Consider the following 14,581-nt stretch of genomic DNA (forward strand, 5'->3'; position numbering starts at 1 on the left):
CGGATTGGCCGCAATCGCAATAGCTCGCCCGTATCAGGGCGCCGGACGGGCCGCGGGCGTGATAGGGAACCCGCGGGGCAACGCCGTTCCCTCGATCCCGCCGGTCGGAAGGCCAAGGTGACGAAGCATCGTGGGCGCAAGGTCGATGAGGCTCGCTGTGCCTGGCATTGCGCCCCCACGATATCCCCCGCCCCTCAGCACGAGAAAGGGGCGCTGCTCGTAGGGGCCGAGGCCGCCATGCTGTCCGTTGCCCGGCCGCGATTCGCCGCCGAGGGCATTCTCGGCCACGTCACTGCGGCCGCGCACCCCGTAGTCGTTTGGCTCGTCGTCACCGGCAAGGTTCACGGCTACGGCGAGCGTGCCGCCGTTCGGCAGGCCCAGCCCGGAGAGCGCTTCCCCCGCGAAGACGCGGCCGGCGAAATCCTGCGCCTCCAGCCAACTCACGAGGTCCGGAAGCCTCGCCCTCCCCTCGTCCGCGACATGGATGATGACCGCCGTTCCCTGCGGCGCGACAACGACGTCGCGCGAATCGAGCGCGGACTTCAGCCCGGCCTCAACCAGCCTCGCGTCCACGTCAACGCGCCGGCGTATCGTCTGCATCCCGTGGTCGGAGCACACCACGAGCAGGATGCGCTCGCCGGCGGGATCGAGGCGCTCCACTCGCTCGAGCACGCTTGCAACATTGCGGTCTGCCTCGCCAATCGCGCCCCGGTGCAGGGGTGAACCCAGGGGCGCATGGTGCCCGGTGTGGTCGGGTTCGGAGAGCCAGAGCACAGCGAGGGGCGGCCGGCGTCGCTCGATCACCTCGTCGCAGAAGCGCTGCGTCATCACCCGGTCTCCATCGGCACCCACTTCGATGGCAAGGCCATCGTCGAGTCGCGTGCGTCCCGGTCCGAAGGAGCCAGACCGGTGGTAGACGTAGCCGGCGCCTTCCGGATCGAGGACGTAGGCGGCGCCCGGCGAGACGTTGGACATCGCGACGGCGTGACCGAGGGGAGCAACGCGTTCGTGCATCGTCGGGCAACCGAGTGCCCGCCCGGTTGCGCGGCGAAGCCGATCGAGGAAATCGGGGCGGCCAACGGAAAAACATTCGAGCCCGCCCCCCTCGTCGAGCACCATGGTGTTGCCGAGCAGGCCATGGGCGGCGGGCAGGCAACCGGTGGCGATCGAGGCGGCGCTGGTGCGCGTGGTCGACGGGAACACACCGCGAAACTCGACGAAGTGCGCGCCCTCCTCGCCCAGGCGCGCGAGCGTCGGCGCCGTCTCGCGATCGACGAGATCCGCGCGCAGGCTGTCGCAGACCACGAGCACGGCCATCCGTGCCGTCGTTCAAGGGGCGTACCCGTAGTGGTCCCCGGACTTCACCAGCGTGCGCCGGTCGAGGTAGTCGTGGAAGTGCACCGTCACCTGGTCGGGGTCGATGAGGACGACCGCATAGGCCGGGGGCTCATGGCTCTTCGGCACATCCGTCTCGGTCACGAAGTCGAAAGGCACCTGGTGGTTGAGGCCGCGCATCGTCGAGACGGGAATGCGGCGCCAGCTCCCGCACACCGGACGATGCACGTGACCGTAGAACAGGTGCCGGATATTTTCGCGTCCCTCGACCAGCCGCGCGAAGCGCTCCGGGTCCACGAGCGAGATCCGGTCCAGGCAGGGGATGCCGATGGGAAACGGAGGATGGTGCATGAAGAGGTACACGGGGCGGCCCGCCGACTCGTCGAGCCGGCGCGTGAGCCACGCGGCGCGCGCATCGCAGTAGCGGCCGCCGTTGACCCCCTCGTCGAGCGTGTCGAGGAACAGGAAGTCGCCTTCCGGGAGCCGCAACGCGGACTGCACGAATCCGCCTTCGTCGCAGGCGACGTCGGGAAAGACCGCGGCGAACGGCGCGCGCGCGTCATGGTTGCCGAGGAGCGGATACCAGGGCATCGGCAGCCGCTCGAGCTGGGTGCGAAGGCCGCGGTAGGCCGCCTCCTCGCCCTTGTGCGCCAGGTCGCCGGTGACCACGCAGAAGCGGGCGTCGGCGTGGTTCGCGACGACGTCGTCGATGCAACTGCGCAGGCGCTCGTAGGGGTCGAGATCGTAGAGCTTCACGCCGGGCGCGACGAGGTGGGTATCGGTGATGTGGATGATCTTCATCGGAGGGGTCAGGTGGAGACGGCGAGTGCGCCGGGTGCGTCGGGAAGGTTGGCATAGCCGCGGGTCGCGGCGTCGATGAGCAGGCGCGTGTAGGCGTCGGCGGGCCGGCGGAACACCGCCTGCGTGTCGCCCGCCTCGCGGATCGTGCCGTCGCGCAGGACCACGACGCGGGCGGCGACCTGCGCGATCACGCCGAGATCGTGGCTGATGAACAGGCAGGCAGTCCCGGATTTCTGCTGGAGCGCCTTGAGCAGGGAAAGGACCTGGGCCTGCACGGAAACGTCGAGGGCCGACGTGATCTCGTCGCAGATGATGAGGTCGGGCGTGGCGGCGAACGCGCGCGCGATGGCAACCCGCTGCTGCTGGCCGCCGGAGAGCTGCCGCGGATAGCAGTCCAGGAAGGAGGGGTCGAGCTGCAGCTGCTCGAGGAGCTCGACCGACCTCCGCCGCGCCTGCTCCCCGGCAAGGCCATGGAAGAGCGCCAGCGGCCGCGCGAGGATCGCCTCGATGCGGTGGCGGGGATTGAGCGAGGACAACGGGTCCTGGAAAATGATCTGGATGCGCCGGCGCATCCCGACGCTGCGCTCGCCGGCGAGGGCGGGCAGGTCCCGGCCATCGAACCGTACCGATCCCGAGTCAGGCGCGAGCAGGCCAGCGATGACGGCGGCCGCGGTGCTCTTGCCGCTTCCCGACTCCCCCACCAGCCCGAGCGTCTCTCCCGGGGCGATCTCGAAAGAGACATCCGACAGTGCGGGCCTCGCGCCGGCCGCGGCCTTGCCAAAGGGCCAGCGCCGTCGCACCCCGTAGCTGTAGCCGAGGCCGGAAACGCGCAGGAGCGCCTCTGCCGGGGACGCCGCCGCGGTGACGGCCGGTGCCCGGTCGATGCGGGGCACCGCGGCGATGAGTCGGCGCGTGTATTCGTGGGCCGGGTTGCGGTAGACCTGCCCGGTCGGCCCATCCTCGACCACGCGGCCCTCGAGCATCACGAGTACGCGGTCGCACATCTCCGAGATCACGTTGAGATCGTGGCTCACGTACACCAGCGTGGCGCCGAAGCGCTCGCGCAGCCGCTGCACGAGCTCGAGCACCTGGATTTCCGTGGTCTTGTCGAGCGCGGTGGTGGGTTCGTCGAGGACGACCAGGCGCGCGTTGCCGGCGAGCGCCGCGGAGATGACGACGCGCTGCCGCTGGCCGCCGGAGAGCTCGTGCGGGAAGCGGTCGTAGAGGGTTTGCGGATCGGGCAGGTTGACGGCGACGAACAGCTCCAGCGTCGCCTCGCGCGCCTCGCGCGCACCGCAGGCGCGGTGCAGGCGTACGGCCTCGGCGACCTGGCTGCCCACGCGAAGATGCGGCGTGAGCGAGCTCAGCGGATTCTGCGGAACGAAGGCCACGCGCCCGCCGCGCAACCGGGCGATGCCGGCGCGGTCGAGCTTCCGGATGTCCTTGCCTTCGAGGAGGATCTCGCCCGACGTGATGACGCCGCCGGGCCGGCAGTAGCCGAGGAGCGCGCGCGCGAGAGTCGATTTCCCCGAGCCGCTCTCGCCGACGATGCCGAGGCTTTCCCCTTCGTCCAGGGAGAAGGCCACGTCGATCACGGCCGCGCCGAGGGCGCCGTCGGGCCGTCGGTAGCTCAGGTTCAGCCCGCGCACGTCGAGGAAGCTCACGTGCCCCCCACGTGGCCGCGCGCCGCATCCATGCCGAGCGCGCCTGCGAGCGCTTCCGCGCCGAAGTTGAGGCCGATGACCAGCGTGCTGATGAAGACCGCCGGGAAGAGCACGAGCCACGGCGCGAAGGAGAGCTGGCCGACTCCTTCAGACACCATGAGGCCCCAGTCGGGGGTCGGCGGCGAGAGCCCCAGCCCGAGGTAGGACATCGTCGAGAGCAGCAGCACCGCGTGCGACATGCGGATCGCGAACTCGACGTACACCACGTCGAGCGTGTTGGGCAGGATCTCGCGGACGATGATCGAGGCGGCGCTCTCCCCGCGCAGCTGCGCGGCCTTCACGTACCCCAGGTTCACCTGGGTCAGGGCCTGCGCGCGCACGATGCGGACCACGCCCGGGAAGTAGACCAGCCCGATGAGGCCCACCAGCACGCCCAGCGACTCCCCGAACCCGGTGATGAAGAGCGAGACGAAGAGGATTCCCGGGAGTGCCAGCTTGATGTCGCACAGGCGCATGAGGACGTCGTCGAGGACGCCACCGGACCACGCGGCAGCCACCCCCAGCAGGCTTCCCAGCACCACCGCGACCACCACGCCCGTGAACGTGACGAGCAGCGCCATGCGCCCGCCGTGCAGCAGGCGGGAGAGATAGTCGCGGCCCAGCGCGTCCGTGCCGAGCAGGAACTCGCCGCCGGGCAACTCGACCCGTCCACCCACGAGCTCGGTGGGGTCGAAGGGCGCGATCCACGGGGAGAACAGCGCGAGAATGAGGTGGATCGCGACGAGCGAGAGGCCGAGAATCGCGGCGGGCCTGCGCAGTGCGAAGGTATCGATCCTCACGGCGCGATCACCGGCTGCGCGCGCGCGGATCGAGCGCCATGACGGCGGCATCCGCGAGCAGGTTCATGGTGACCACGATCACCGCGGCGATGAGGCTGATCGCCTGCACGACCGCCACCTCGCGCTTCTCGACGGCGTTGATGAGGACGAGACCCAGGCCGGGGTAGCCGAAGACCTTTTCCACGACGATGATGCCGCTGAGCAGGCCCGCCACATAGAGCGCGGCCGAGTTGAGCGCGGGGATGACGGAAGCCGGAAGCGCGTGGCGCAGCACGATGCGCAGGCGCGAGGCGCCGGCGAGGCGGGCTCGCTCGACGTAGTCGCTGTTGAGCGACTCGATGAACCCGGCGCGCACGAGCCGCACCAGGTGCGCGATCGAGCCGATCACCACGGTGAGCACCGGCAGGAACGCAGCCCCGATGAGTGCCGACGGCGGATCGTTCGTGAACGCGGTGATGACGGCCGGGAAAACCGGGATCCAGATCGCGAAGCAGAGTATGAGGAAGTTGCCGGACGCGAACTCGGGGATCGAGTAACCCAGGATCGCGCCGGAGGACGCGGCGAAATCCGGCGCTCGCCCGCGCCAGAATGCCGCCGCGATGCCGATGGCGAGGGCGGCCGGGATCGCGACCAGCGCGGTGACCAGCCCCAGCAGCAGCGAGTTGCGCAGCGGGTAGGCGATCACCTCGGTCACGTTCGCCCTGCCGATGATGGTCGTGCCGAAATTGCCCCCGACGGCGCCGGAGAGCCACTCGACGTAACGAACGGCGGCCGGCCGGTCCAGGCCGAGCTCCGCGCGCTTTCGCGCGAAGTCGGCCTCGGTCATTTCCGCCGCCTCGTCCGCGGTGAGGCTAACCTGAAGGGCGTCCCCGGGCAGGATCTCCGTGGACACGAATACCAGCACCGTCACCAGCCAGATCACGAGTAACGACAGCGCGAGCCGCCGCCCGATCGCCTTCAGCATCTCAGGCCTTCCACACCTCGTCGAAGCGGATCGACCAGAACTGCGAGTGGTTCGCGAGCCCGTGGACGTTCGACTTGTGCAGCAGCATGTTGCGGCGCCCCACGGGGTGGATGGCCGGAACCTCGTCGGCGAGAATCTGCTGCATGCGCACGTACAGGAACTTGCGCTTCGCCATGTCCGGTTCCGCGACCGCCTCCGCGTAGAGCCTCATGTACTCGTCGCAGCCCGGGCCGCTCCAGTAGCCGCTCTCGTTGTTGTCGGGGCGCATGCGGTAGAGGCTCACGCCGGGATTGCGCACGCCCGAAGGGCCGTAGGCGAAGCGGTGCTTGCGGGTCTTCGCCTTGTCCTCGACTCGCCAGTCGCGGTAGCCGTCGGAAGGACGCTGCTCGATGGGGAGCGTGATGCCGGCGTCCTTCACCGTTTGAGAGACGACCTGGAAGACGCGCGGGATCTCGGGCCACGAGGCCGTGAAGTAGAAGGTGGGCAGCGTGATGCCGTTGGGATGGCCGGCTTCGGCGAGCAGCCTCTTCGCCTTCGCGACGTCGCGCTTGAAGGTGATCGGGAGGAACTCCGGATTGGCCGGCGTGAGGTGCGAGTCGTTGCCCACCCAGCCGGTCTTCGCGCCGTAGACGATCCGCATCACCTTCTCGCGGTCGATGGCGAGCGCGAACGCCTGCCGGATGCGCTTGTCGTTGAAGACCGAACCCTCGTACTTCGGCAGGATCATGAGGGCCTGGTCGCCCGCAAGCGCCGTATTGAGGACCGCGCCGGGAAGGCGCTCGAGCTCGGGAAGCAGGCCGGGGTCGACGCCGAGCACCGCGTCGAAGAGCCCGCCGCGAAAACCGTTCAGGGCGCTTTCCATGCGCCCCGGCGAACTCGCAATCTCGAGCCGGTCGACGTAGGGAAACCCCTTTCGCCAGTAGTTGGCGTTGCGTTCCATGACGAGCCGGCGCTTCGGATCGAGGTCGACTATCCGGAAGGGGCCGGTGCCGATGCCGTCCAGCCCGATCGTCGCGATGGGCGCGGCCGGCATGATCATCAGCTGGTACTCGCCCAAGATGAACGGAAACTCGCTGTTGGGCTTGTCGAGGTGAATGCGCACCTTGTGCGTTCCGGTCTTCTCCACCTTCCTGATCTGCCGCGCGAAGGAGGTCTTCTCCTGGTGGAAGGCGAAGGAGGAGACCACGTCGTCGGCGGTCATGTCCCTGCCGTTGTGGAACACCACCCCCTCGCGCAGCTGGATGTCCCAGACCTTGACGTCGGTGCTGGGCGTCCATGACGTGGCGAGCTCGGGCTCCACCTGCAGCCGGTCGTTCACGTAGGCGAGCCCGTTGAAAGCGCTGCGCGTATTGATGTCGAGCAGGTAATAGGGGTGGCGGCCGTTGTTCGCGTCCCCCATGCGGTTGTTGGGATAGAGGTTGGTGTAGACGAACTTCCCGCCGGCCCTGGGCTTGGGCTGCGCCAGCGCCTCGGCAGGCCCGAGAATGTCCTTCAGGCCCAGGCCGGCGAGCGCGGCACCGCCAGCGACGAACAGTTCACGACGATTCATGCGTTACTCCTCCAGTGGCCATGTCGCGGCGATATCGATCCCCGGCCGGCGGCGGGGCCCGAATGCGGGCCCCCTTTCGCGGCTGTTCAGATCTCGGCCGCCCCGGCGATGAGCGTCGAGAGCTTCGCCGTCTGGCTCGTGTAGGGCACCACGACCGCCGCGAAAGCGCGCTGCGAGTCGAGCACCTTCTTGAAGAACGGGTCCTTGGCCTCGAGGGCTCCCAGCACCTTCTTCGCCGACTTGATGAAGGCCGGCGCATAGTCCGGCGGCGCGTCGAAGACCGTGACGCCCTTCTTCTTGATCTCCACGAGCGCCTTGGCGTTCTCGACCTGGAAGTACATGATCGAGTCGAAGAGCGAGGTGTTGATCGCGACCTCGACGATCGCCTTCAGGTCCGGCGGGAGCGCCTTCCACTTCGCGCCGTTGATCACGATGTCGGCGATGTCGATGGCCTGGTGGATGCCCTGGATCGAGTAGAACTTGAAGACGTCCTGCAGGCCCACCTTGATGTCGCTCGCGGGGTTGATCCACTCCACCCCGTCGATCACGCCGCGCTCGGCCGCGGGGATGAGCTCGGCGCCGGAGAGGTTCACCGGGATGCCGCCCATGTCCTTGAGCACGTCGCTCGGCAGCCCCGAGGAGATGCGGAAGCGCATCTTCGTGAACTCGGCAACCGTCTTCGGCGGCTTCTTGAACCAGCCGAAGCACTCGGGTCCGTCCGCCGCGTAGAGAAACGCCATCACGTCCGTCTTGAGCATCTTCTGGTAGTACTCGAGGTAGAGCTCACGGCCCCCGCCCTGCAGGTACCACGCGAGCTGGCCCATCTGGTCGAGGCCGCTGCCGGAGCCGCCGAGGGGCGAGCTGAAAAGGCCGCCTGCCGGATGCTTGCCCGTGGCGTAGTGCGTCCACCACTGGCCTGAGTCGATCACGCCCTTGTTCACGGCATCGAGGATCTCGTTGGGCTTCACGATGGCGCCGCTCGTGAGGACCTCGATCTGCAGGCGCCCAGCCGACATCTTGTTGATGTTGGCGGAGAACCTGCCCAGCAGGTCCATGTGCGGCGTGCCCGAGGGATTGGCGCTCTGCAACTTCCACTTGATGGGCTGGCCCTGGGCCTGCGCTGCGGCCGGGATCAACGCCGCACCGGCCGCGAGGCCCACACCGGCGGTTTTCAGGAACTTTCTGCGTTGCATGGTCATCTCCTCCTTGCTTGGGGTGGGTGGAGCCTACTTCGGACCGAACACGAGGTTCGGGACATACAGGATGATCTGCGGGAAGAAGTAGAGGATCAGGACGGCAATCCATTGCAGGGCCATGAACGGCAGCATGCCCTTGTAGATGTCCGCCAGATCCCATTGCGGCATGATGCCCTTCAGGTAGTAGGCCGACAACGCGACCGGCGGCGAGAGCCAGCAGGTCTGCAGCGTCACGGCGAGCAGGATGCTGAACCACACCATGTCGACATTGAGGGCGGTGAGCAGGGGCAGGAAGATCGGCACGATGATGACGACGATCGGCACCCACTCCAGCGGCCATCCCAGGATGAAGCACAGCACCAGGATCGACAGGATGAGCAACTCGGGCGAGATATTCCACGCGACCATCACGTTGGCGATGTAGGTCGGCGTGCCGAGCGCGGAGAAGACGGACCCCAGGAACGTGGAGGCGACGAGCAGGACCATCACCATGCTCGCGGTCTGCGCCGTCCGGAACACCGAGTCCTTGAACACCGCCCACGTGAGGCAGCGATGGGCCGCCGCGGCCACCAGGGCGCCGATGCAGCCGAGGGCTGCGCCCTCGGTCGGCGTGGCCCAGCCCGAGACGATCGCCCCCAGCGTCGAGAGGATCAGCAGCGTTGGCGGCATCATGCCCAGCAGCAGCTCGCGGGCGATGTAGCTCTTCGGCACGTCGAGTTCCTTCGCCGAGAGCGGCGGCCCCAGGCTCGGGTTTCTCCACACACGCACGGCGGTGTAGGTGAAATAGAGCGCCGCGAGGAGGATGCCCGGCAGCAGCGCAGCACCATAGAGCCGGGCGACCGACACGGAGAGCACCGGGCCCATCACGACCAGCATCACGCTCGGGGGGATGAGAATGCCGAGCGTGCCGCCGGCGCAGATCGTCCCCGCGGACAGCCTCACGTCGTAGCCCGAGCGCATCATCACCGGCGCGGCCATGAGCGCGATGATCGTCACCGAGGCGCCGACGATGCCCGTGGCGGCCGCGAAGAGCGCCGCCGTGAAGATGGTCGCGAGGTAGAGCGAGCCGTGCACGCGCCCGAAGGCGAGCTGTACCGCGTGGAACAGGCGGTTCATGATTCCCGCGCTCTCCAGGACGTAGCCCATGAAGGTGAAGAGCGCGACGGCGGCGAGCACCGTCTCCATCATCGAGTCGATGACCTGGTAGGTCATCAGGTAGAACACGCGATCGCCCAGGCCGATGTAGCCGAACACCATCCCCAGGAAGACCAGCGTGAAGGAGATCGGGAAGCCGCCGAGGATGACGACGAACATCATCCCCAGCAGAACGAGGCCCAGGACTTCGTTGCTCATGCGTGCTCCCCGGGGCGTCCGAAGGCGGGATCAGACGAGTTCACTGGGCGCCCCCTGGTTGCGGTAGTCGACGCCCGTGCGCAGCGTCTTGAAGCACTTGATCACCTCAGCGACGCCCTGCACCAGAAGCAGGGCGGACGAGAGCGGAATCACCGACTTGTACCAGTAGGCCGGCGGGCGCCAGGTGGTCATGAGGGCCTCCTTGAGATCCCAGGACTCGCGGGCGAAGTCGAAACTGACCCAGGTGAACATCGCCATGCCGGGCAGGAAGAAGAGCAGGTACTGCGCGATGTCCATGCGCACCTGCGTCTTGAGCGACCAGTCCTTGGAGAAGAAGTCCGTGCGGATGTGCTTCTGCAGGTGCAGCGTGTACGCCGCGGCCAGGAAAAAGTGCGCGCCGTAGCACATCGTCGCGATGTCGTTCGCCCAGATGGTCGGCGTGAAGAACTTGCGCACCATGACTTCGTAGGCGAGGACGAGGAACATCGGCACGATGAGCCAGGAGCTCAGCTTGCCCGCCCCGATGCTCACGCGGTCGATGAAATCGGCGATCTTGTCCAGTGTGTCCATTGCGGCGGCGTTCCTCCTCGTTGTTCTTCTTCCGAATCCGGTCCCGTCGCTGCGCAGCGGCGCGCGCGGGTTGCCGCCTATCGCGCCTCGGTGAGCCTCCCGGCGCCGATTCCGTACCCCGTGAGCGTGCGGTCCGCGTGCCGCAGCCGCCATGAGAGCATGCGCCTCGCGTAGCGCAGCGACGCCTCGCGGTGCGCCGGGTCCTCCGCCACGTTCCGCAGCCGGTGCGGGTCGCACTGCAGGTCGAACGGGAGCGGCTCGAGGCCGGCGAACGCGGGAAGCGGTCGTCGTCCTCGCGACCCGGCCCGGGACACCTGGTTCCGGAAATTCATTTGGGTTCTCCTCCCGTCGGTGGGGGCGGTCCCGGCAAACGCCGGGCCGCCCCTCATGATGGAGCCGCGGTGCTTCTCCTTCGCGACGGCCCGGCACGGGCCGCCACGTCCTACCACCTCATGTGAATGTTCTTCACCTGCGTATAGCTCACCATTTCCTCGAACGTCTCCTCGACGCCCAGGCCGCTCTGCTTCCATCCACCGTACGGCGCACCGAGGTAGCGGCCGCTGCCGTTGATCCAGACGTAACCCGCGTCCACCCGCTCCGCCGTCTCCATGGCGAGATCCAGCCGGTTGGTCACGATGGCCGCCGTGAGGCCGTACTGCGTGCCATTCGCCATCGCGATCATCTCTTCCATGTCCGTCCACGCGAGGACGGACATCACCGGCCCGAAGATCTCCTCCGAAGCGATACGCATGTCCTGGCTCACGCCGTCGAACACCGTGGGCGCGAGAAAGAGGCCGTCGGCGAGCTTCGGGTCCGCCGGTCGCCCGCCCCCCGTGAGCAGTTTCGCCCCCTGCGCCTTGCCCGCCTCGATGAAGCCCGTGATGCGGTCGTACTGCTTGCGCGAGACGATGGGCCCGAACTCGTTCGACTCGATCCACGGGAAGCCCACGGGCAGAGCTTCGGCGAGCTTCACGATCTCGTCCACGACGGCGCGGTGCAGCGACCCGTGCACGAACACGCGCGAGGTCGAGCTGCAGGACTGGCCCTGCCGGTTCATGTTCATCCCCTTGATCGCGGCGGCCGCGGCCTGCTTCGGATCCGCGTCGGGGAAGATGATGATGGGATTCTTGCCGCCCAGCTCCAGCGTGCAGCGCTTGAGTCCCTCGGCGGCGCCCCGGGCGACGAGGCGCCCGGTCTCCACCGAGCCCACGAATCCGATGCGCGAGACAAGCGGGTGCGCAACGAGCGCCGCGCCCGTGCGGCCGTCGCCCGCGACCACGTTCACGACGCCCGGCGGGAAGATCCCGTCGGCCAGTTCCGCCAGGCGGAAGCTGGAAATGGGCGCCTGCTCCGAACTCTTGATCACCACGCAGTTGCCGGCCGCGAGCGGCGCCGCGGCCTTCTCGCCGCAGAAGCGGAACGGGTGGTTGAAGGGATTGAGCTTCGCGACGACACCGTAGGGTTGCCGGCGGGTCAGGTTGAGGTGGCGCGGCCCCTGCGAGCTCGTCTCGCCTTTCACCTCGGTGATGAGGCCGGCGAAGTAATCGAGGCTGTCCGCGGTCCAGTGCATGTCGCCTTCCATGCCCTTCACCGCATTGCCCGCGTCCACGGCGTCGATGATCGCCAGCGCCTTCGCCTCGTCGCGGATGCGCCTGGCGAACGCCTCGAGGCACTTCGCGCGCTCCTTGAGGCCCACCTTGCGCCAGGTCTCGAAGCCCTTCGCCGCCGCCTTCACGGCCAGGTCGACGTCCGTTTCGTCCGCGTACGGCACCGTGGCGAGCACGCGCCCCGTCGAGGGGCTCGTGGAATCGAAGGTCCTGCCGCTAGCCGCCGCGTGCCAGGCGCCGCCGTAGTAGTGGCCCCGGTTGGTGAACGGCAGGTCCGGCTCGCCGTGCGGATTGGCGCCGCTCACGGGACGATCGCCGCGCGCAGCACCTTGCGGTCCTCGGCGTCCTTCATGGCCTGGCCGACCTGGTCGAGACTGTACTTTCCGTCCACCAGCGCGTGGAAGGGGAAGCGCTTGCGGTTGCCGTGCACGAAATCGAGCGCCTCGATGAGGTGCCTGGGGTGGTAGTTGTGCACGCCGCGGATGGTGAGGAGCTTGCGCAGGATCATGTTGGCGTCGATCGTGACGTTCGAGCCCGGGTTCACGGTGCCGCCGAACACGAAGCGCCCGCCCGTGCGCAGGAACTGCAGGCCGGGGATCGCCACCTCGGGGTAGCCGCACACCTCGATCACCGCGTCGGCGCCTTCGGGGCGGCAGAGCGCGCGCACCTGCTCCACGAGCCCCGCTTCGGGCATCGACGAGGGATCGAACACGTGGTCGCAGCCGAACGCCAGGCCCAGTTCGCGCCGCGAGGCGACGTTGTCCAGGCCGATCACCAGGCGCGCTCCGCGACCCTTGGCGAGCGCGGCGCCATAGAGGCCGAGGAGCCCCAGGCCGAAGATGACGACGGCATCGCCCAGCTTCACCTGCGCCTGCTCCGTGACGGACACCATCGTCGCCACGCCGCAGTTGACCGGGGTCGCCTCCTCATCCGTGAGGTCGTCCGGGAGCTTCAGGATCCAGGACCTCGGCAGCACGTAGCAGTACTCGCCGAACCCGCCGTGGTGGTGGGGTTCCGTCGTCACCGCCATGTGGCCGTACTTGTCCACACCCGGGGACTTCTGCGGGAGGTCCAGCACCTCGGTGTAGTAGTTGTTGCCCGGGATGAAGTACTCGCTCCAGGTGATGCGGTCGCCGGACTGTAGCGGTGCCCCGCGCATGTCATGAGTGATGCCCTCGCCCAGTTCGAGGATCGTGCCGATGATCTCGTGACCCAGCAGGCCGGGGCACGGATTCGGCCGGTGGCCCAGGTAGGAGTGGATGTCCGACCGGCAGATGGTGGACATGCGGATCTTCACGAGGACCTCGTCCCGGCGCGGCGCGCGCACCGGGAAGAGGCGGATCTCGAAGGGCTTGTTGGGCGCGTCGTAGATCGCGAGGCGGCCCATCAGGTCGGCGGCGATCGCCATGTCAGTGCGCGGGGCCGTTGAGGGCGAACTCGAAGAGCTGCCAGCTCTTGAGCACCTGCACGCCGCCCTTGATCCGGTAGTCGTCGTTGAGGGGCCGGTTGATGATGAACGGCACCTTGGCCTCCGAGACCCCGCCGTGGGTGCGCAGGCGATGGCCCTCGAGACCCTTGAGGTCGTGGTCCTTCTCCGAGGCGCCGATGCACACGTCGTGCGTGGAAATCACCACCACGTCGGCCTCGCGGTCCTCCGGCAGGCTGTGCACCTCGCAGGCGTCCTTCTTGCCGAGGACCGACTCGATGCCCCGGATCGGCCGGATCACTTCCATCACCTGCTCCGGGGTCACCTTGCCCGCCCCGCCGGTGATCCACACGCGCACGAAGCCGCCGAGCGCGCCGTGGTGGGCGACGAAGGCGTCCGTGATCGGGCAGATCACCTGCACGGCGCCCTTGCCGAGCTTCGCGTCGAGGATGTCCTGCAACCAGATGACGTTGGGCTTGCCCTCGGCGTTCGACTTGTCGTTCATGCCGTGGTCGGCCGTGAGCGCCACCGTGGCGCCCAGCTCCGCCAGGCGCCCGAAGCGCCAGTCGAGCTCCTGGTAGAAGCGGCGGGCCTCGGACTCGGTCGGCGCGTACTTGTGCTGGATGTAGTCCGTGAGCGAGAGGAACAGGATGTCGCGGTGTGACTGCTCGAGCAGCTTGATACCGGCGTCCAGCACGAATAGCGAAAGTTCCATCGAGTACATGTCGGGCTGCGGGTGGCCCAGCCAGGCGGCCGCGTTGTCGATGCCGTGCTCGGCCAGCGTGGTCGAGGCGGACTTCTCCGAGGAAAAGCACACGTTGCCCTTCGTGACGTCGAGGCCCTTGCCGAGCTGCGTCCTCAGCTTGTCCTTGGCCGTGATCGCGACCACCTTCGCGCCGGCATCGGCGAAGCCCTTGAGCACGGTGTCGCCGCGCAGCAACTCCGGGCCCGTCATCACGACCGCCTTGCCCGTCTTCACGTCCAGGTAGTAGTTGCCCGAGATGCCGTGCTTCGAGGCCGGCGTGCCGGTCACCACCGACATGTTGTTGGGGCAGGTGAACGACGGCACGGTGCCTTCGGCCACGACGGCGAAGCCTTCTTTCATGAACCGGGCGATGTTCGGGACGGCGCCTTCCGCGATGAACTGCTGCAGGTAGGCCGGGTCGCCGCCGTCGATGATCACGACGGCGACGGGCCGGTCCGGCCAGCGGTAGCTCGTGCCGTTCACCACGACGGGGGGTCTTGCGTTCGCCATGAATCCACTCCTTCCCATGGGG

Annotated in this window: 13 protein-coding genes; all 13 read right to left on the reverse strand. The window is 68.0% G+C overall.

What is annotated here, in order from left to right:
• Nucleotides 1-33: 33 nt before the first annotated feature.
• The 13 genes from IPP91_19070 to phnA all read right to left on the reverse strand — a co-directional run bounded on the left by IPP91_19070 (nucleotide 34) and on the right by phnA (nucleotide 14,559).
• Nucleotides 34-1,317 (reverse strand): alkaline phosphatase family protein, encoded by a 1,284-nt coding sequence (locus IPP91_19070; GenBank protein MBL0144144.1) that lies wholly within the window; start codon nucleotides 1,315-1,317, stop codon nucleotides 34-36.
• A gap of 12 nt (nucleotides 1,318-1,329) precedes the next feature.
• Nucleotides 1,330-2,136 carry a phosphodiesterase gene (locus IPP91_19075; protein MBL0144145.1) on the reverse strand — a complete coding sequence of 269 codons (807 nt, stop codon included), beginning with the start codon at nucleotides 2,134-2,136 and terminating at the stop codon, nucleotides 1,330-1,332.
• 8 nt (nucleotides 2,137-2,144) lie between these two features.
• Nucleotides 2,145-3,800 carry an ABC transporter ATP-binding protein gene (locus IPP91_19080; GenBank protein MBL0144146.1) on the reverse strand — a complete coding sequence of 552 codons (1,656 nt, stop codon included), beginning with the start codon at nucleotides 3,798-3,800 and terminating at the stop codon, nucleotides 2,145-2,147.
• Nucleotides 3,797-4,639: an ABC transporter permease gene (locus tag IPP91_19085; GenBank protein ID MBL0144147.1), complete on the reverse strand. Its 843-nt coding sequence runs from the start codon at nucleotides 4,637-4,639 to the stop codon at nucleotides 3,797-3,799. The genes IPP91_19080 and IPP91_19085 overlap by 4 nt, the downstream gene beginning before the upstream one ends.
• 7 nt (nucleotides 4,640-4,646) lie before the next feature.
• On the reverse strand, nucleotides 4,647-5,603 hold the full coding sequence (locus tag IPP91_19090; GenBank protein MBL0144148.1) for an ABC transporter permease: 957 nt from the start codon (nucleotides 5,601-5,603) through the stop codon (nucleotides 4,647-4,649).
• 1 nt (nucleotide 5,604) lies between these two features.
• Nucleotides 5,605-7,152: a hypothetical protein gene (locus IPP91_19095; GenBank protein ID MBL0144149.1), complete on the reverse strand. Its 1,548-nt coding sequence runs from the start codon at nucleotides 7,150-7,152 to the stop codon at nucleotides 5,605-5,607.
• An 86-nt stretch (nucleotides 7,153-7,238) separates the two neighbouring features.
• Nucleotides 7,239-8,345, reverse strand: a complete 1,107-nt coding sequence (locus IPP91_19100) for a TRAP transporter substrate-binding protein (protein ID MBL0144150.1) — start codon at nucleotides 8,343-8,345, stop codon at nucleotides 7,239-7,241.
• Between the two features lie 33 nt (nucleotides 8,346-8,378).
• Nucleotides 8,379-9,701: a TRAP transporter large permease subunit gene (locus IPP91_19105; protein MBL0144151.1), complete on the reverse strand. Its 1,323-nt coding sequence runs from the start codon at nucleotides 9,699-9,701 to the stop codon at nucleotides 8,379-8,381.
• Between the two features lie 30 nt (nucleotides 9,702-9,731).
• A complete protein-coding gene (locus IPP91_19110; protein ID MBL0144152.1) occupies nucleotides 9,732-10,271 on the reverse strand; it encodes a TRAP transporter small permease subunit in 540 nt (179 codons plus the stop codon).
• A gap of 77 nt (nucleotides 10,272-10,348) precedes the next feature.
• A complete protein-coding gene (locus IPP91_19115) occupies nucleotides 10,349-10,603 on the reverse strand; it encodes a hypothetical protein (protein MBL0144153.1) in 255 nt (84 codons plus the stop codon).
• Between the two features lie 110 nt (nucleotides 10,604-10,713).
• Complete coding sequence (locus IPP91_19120; GenBank protein ID MBL0144154.1) at nucleotides 10,714-12,183, reverse strand: aldehyde dehydrogenase family protein; 1,470 nt, start codon at nucleotides 12,181-12,183, stop codon at nucleotides 10,714-10,716.
• Nucleotides 12,180-13,286, reverse strand: coding sequence for a zinc-binding dehydrogenase (locus tag IPP91_19125; protein MBL0144155.1), 1,107 nt, complete (start codon nucleotides 13,284-13,286; stop codon nucleotides 12,180-12,182). Before IPP91_19125 ends, IPP91_19120 begins: the two co-directional genes overlap by 4 nt.
• Before the next feature lies 1 nt (nucleotide 13,287).
• On the reverse strand, nucleotides 13,288-14,559 hold the full coding sequence (phnA, locus tag IPP91_19130) for a phosphonoacetate hydrolase (protein ID MBL0144156.1): 1,272 nt from the start codon (nucleotides 14,557-14,559) through the stop codon (nucleotides 13,288-13,290).
• Nucleotides 14,560-14,581: the final 22 nt, after the last annotated feature.

The organism is Betaproteobacteria bacterium (genome assembly GCA_016720855.1).
In the GTDB taxonomy this organism is placed as follows: Bacteria; Pseudomonadota; Gammaproteobacteria; order Burkholderiales; family Usitatibacteraceae; genus FEB-7.

Bases quoted from the DNA above. Each gene is read 5' to 3' on its own strand.
- IPP91_19110 (MBL0144152.1), bottom strand. From the start codon at position 10,271: ATGGACACACTGGACAAGATCGCCGATTTCATCGACCGCGTGAGCATC.
- IPP91_19125 (MBL0144155.1), bottom strand. From the start codon at position 13,286: ATGGCGATCGCCGCCGACCTGATGGGCCGCCTCGCGATCTACGACGCG.
- IPP91_19075 (MBL0144145.1), bottom strand. From the start codon at position 2,136: ATGAAGATCATCCACATCACCGATACCCACCTCGTCGCGCCCGGCGTG.
- IPP91_19095 (MBL0144149.1), bottom strand. From the start codon at position 7,152: ATGAATCGTCGTGAACTGTTCGTCGCTGGCGGTGCCGCGCTCGCCGGC.
- IPP91_19100 (MBL0144150.1), bottom strand. From the start codon at position 8,345: ATGCAACGCAGAAAGTTCCTGAAAACCGCCGGTGTGGGCCTCGCGGCC.
- phnA (MBL0144156.1), bottom strand. From the start codon at position 14,559: ATGGCGAACGCAAGACCCCCCGTCGTGGTGAACGGCACGAGCTACCGC.
- IPP91_19070 (MBL0144144.1), bottom strand. From the start codon at position 1,317: ATGGCCGTGCTCGTGGTCTGCGACAGCCTGCGCGCGGATCTCGTCGAT.
- IPP91_19090 (MBL0144148.1), bottom strand. From the start codon at position 5,603: ATGCTGAAGGCGATCGGGCGGCGGCTCGCGCTGTCGTTACTCGTGATC.
- IPP91_19105 (MBL0144151.1), bottom strand. From the start codon at position 9,701: ATGAGCAACGAAGTCCTGGGCCTCGTTCTGCTGGGGATGATGTTCGTC.
- IPP91_19115 (MBL0144153.1), bottom strand. From the start codon at position 10,603: ATGAATTTCCGGAACCAGGTGTCCCGGGCCGGGTCGCGAGGACGACGA.